General features: G+C 64.6%; 2 protein-coding genes and 1 pseudogene. 2 read left to right on the top strand and 1 reads right to left on the bottom strand.

Annotated elements, in window-relative coordinates:
- Window positions 1-354: pseudogene (locus ACRXB1_RS35885) on the top strand (hypothetical protein); the annotation flags it as partial.
- Window positions 351-866: a hypothetical protein gene (locus ACRXB1_RS35880; RefSeq protein WP_449494750.1), complete on the top strand. Its 516-nt coding sequence runs from the start codon at window positions 351-353 to the stop codon at window positions 864-866. The pseudogene ACRXB1_RS35885 and the gene ACRXB1_RS35880, both read left to right, overlap by 4 nt.
- Before the next feature lie 33 nt (window positions 867-899).
- On the opposite strand, the gene ACRXB1_RS35875 is transcribed toward ACRXB1_RS35880, so the two are convergent.
- Window positions 900-1,509 (bottom strand): autotransporter domain-containing protein (locus tag ACRXB1_RS35875; RefSeq protein WP_449494749.1); only part of this gene is annotated, 610 nt, incomplete at its 5' end.

Genomic DNA, 1,509 nt, shown 5'->3' with positions numbered 1-1,509 from the left:
TCCGTCGCTGCCGCCAGAGCCGGTGTGCAATACAGCCAGCGGGTAATGCACACCTATACGCAGGACCGTATCGCAGGCGCGGCCGGACCGCTCGCAGTCGGGGCCATAGCGCAATGGGCTGCGGTGCATACCGTGCCCATCGAGCCGGATGAAAAAGGCCGCGTGACGGTCAGCCGTACCATCAGTACTGGCACGCTCGATTGCAAGGAAATCGTGTTCTCAGTGGACACCGACGCCGTGAAGGACAAGCCCGCCGACAGCGGCTTCTACGTAGCCTCCATCTGTCGCGACGGGCAGACGTGGAAGTGGGCGTCGGCGGAACCTGCCACGCCGCGTTGGGGCGCGCTGCAATGAGGCCCGGTCTGAGCCTGATGCTCGCGGCCGGCGCTGCTGCGAGCTGCGTATTCATGAGCGGCTGTGGATCGATTGGCGCGGCAGCCGGCGCGGCCGCGGGTGTATCGACGGGCGTGGTCACGAGCAACCCGGCAATCGGTTTCGGCGTGGGCATCGTAGTGCAGGCCGCGACCGACGAAGCCATCGCGCGCCTCATGAAGCGCCTGCACAGCGACCAGCAGATCGCCATTGCGACGACGGCGGGCGACCTTCCCATAGGCGATGAAAAAACCTGGAGCGTCAAGCACACGCTGCCGGTGGAAAATGGCCACGGCAATGTCCGCGTACTGCGGGAGTTCACCAGCGCGCTTGCGACATGCCGCGAGTTCGCGTTCTCGGTGGCCGATGGCAACAAGGCCGACGCACATCAGGACTGGTTCGTCGCCCAGGCTTGCAAGGGCAATGACAATGGCGGCGCGTGGAAATGGGCATCGGCGGAACCGTCCGTCGCGCGCTGGGGCAATCTGCAGTAACTTGTCTGCGAGATTGGCCGTGCGCCGAGCCGTTCACCAACGCCAGCGTACGCCAGCATCGCCGCCTATTGTGGCGCGCGTGGCGCCGCCCACGTTCATTGCGTAATGGACGTTCGCAAACAGGCTGCCCCGCGCGCTGACGTCGATCGCGACGCCGGTTTGAAAATCGGCCAGCGTCGCCGATGACTGCGCCGGGATCGTTGTGGTTTCTCCGAAGACCACGTTGCTCGATGCATCGAAATAACGCCATAGATTGACGCGCGCATAAGGCTGCAACGCCACCCTGCCCGCTTGCCAGCGCCCCGATACGCGCAGTCCCAGACGGGTGGCGAACGAACTCGGATTGCTGAAGCTGACGGTCGAGATGCCGTCATTTATATCGTTGATGGACACATGCTGCCAGATGACCTGCGCCTGCGGCTCGATGCTCAGTCCGGCCAGCAAAGCCAGCGGCAATCCTGCTTCCACTGATCCCGCGATCGACCGGCCATGCGTGGTCACGGCAAGGCCGTCGTTGGACGACGGTTTGATCGTCAGCGCGCTTCCAGTCACGATGGTGTCCGCATACCAGCCACCGGGGCCGATGTGCGTCCAGTACGCGCCCGCGCTCGCCGAATCCACGGCGACGCTGCCCGCCTGAACA

Source organism: Caballeronia sp. M23-90 (assembly GCF_053574605.1).
Note: the sequence above shows the minus strand (reverse complement) of the source record. Positions and strands in the feature narration are given on the sequence as shown.

Coding starts and splice junctions, on each gene's coding strand:
- ACRXB1_RS35880 (WP_449494750.1), top strand. CDS start 351: ATGAGGCCCGGTCTGAGCCTGATGCTCGCGGCCGGCGCTGCTGCGAGC.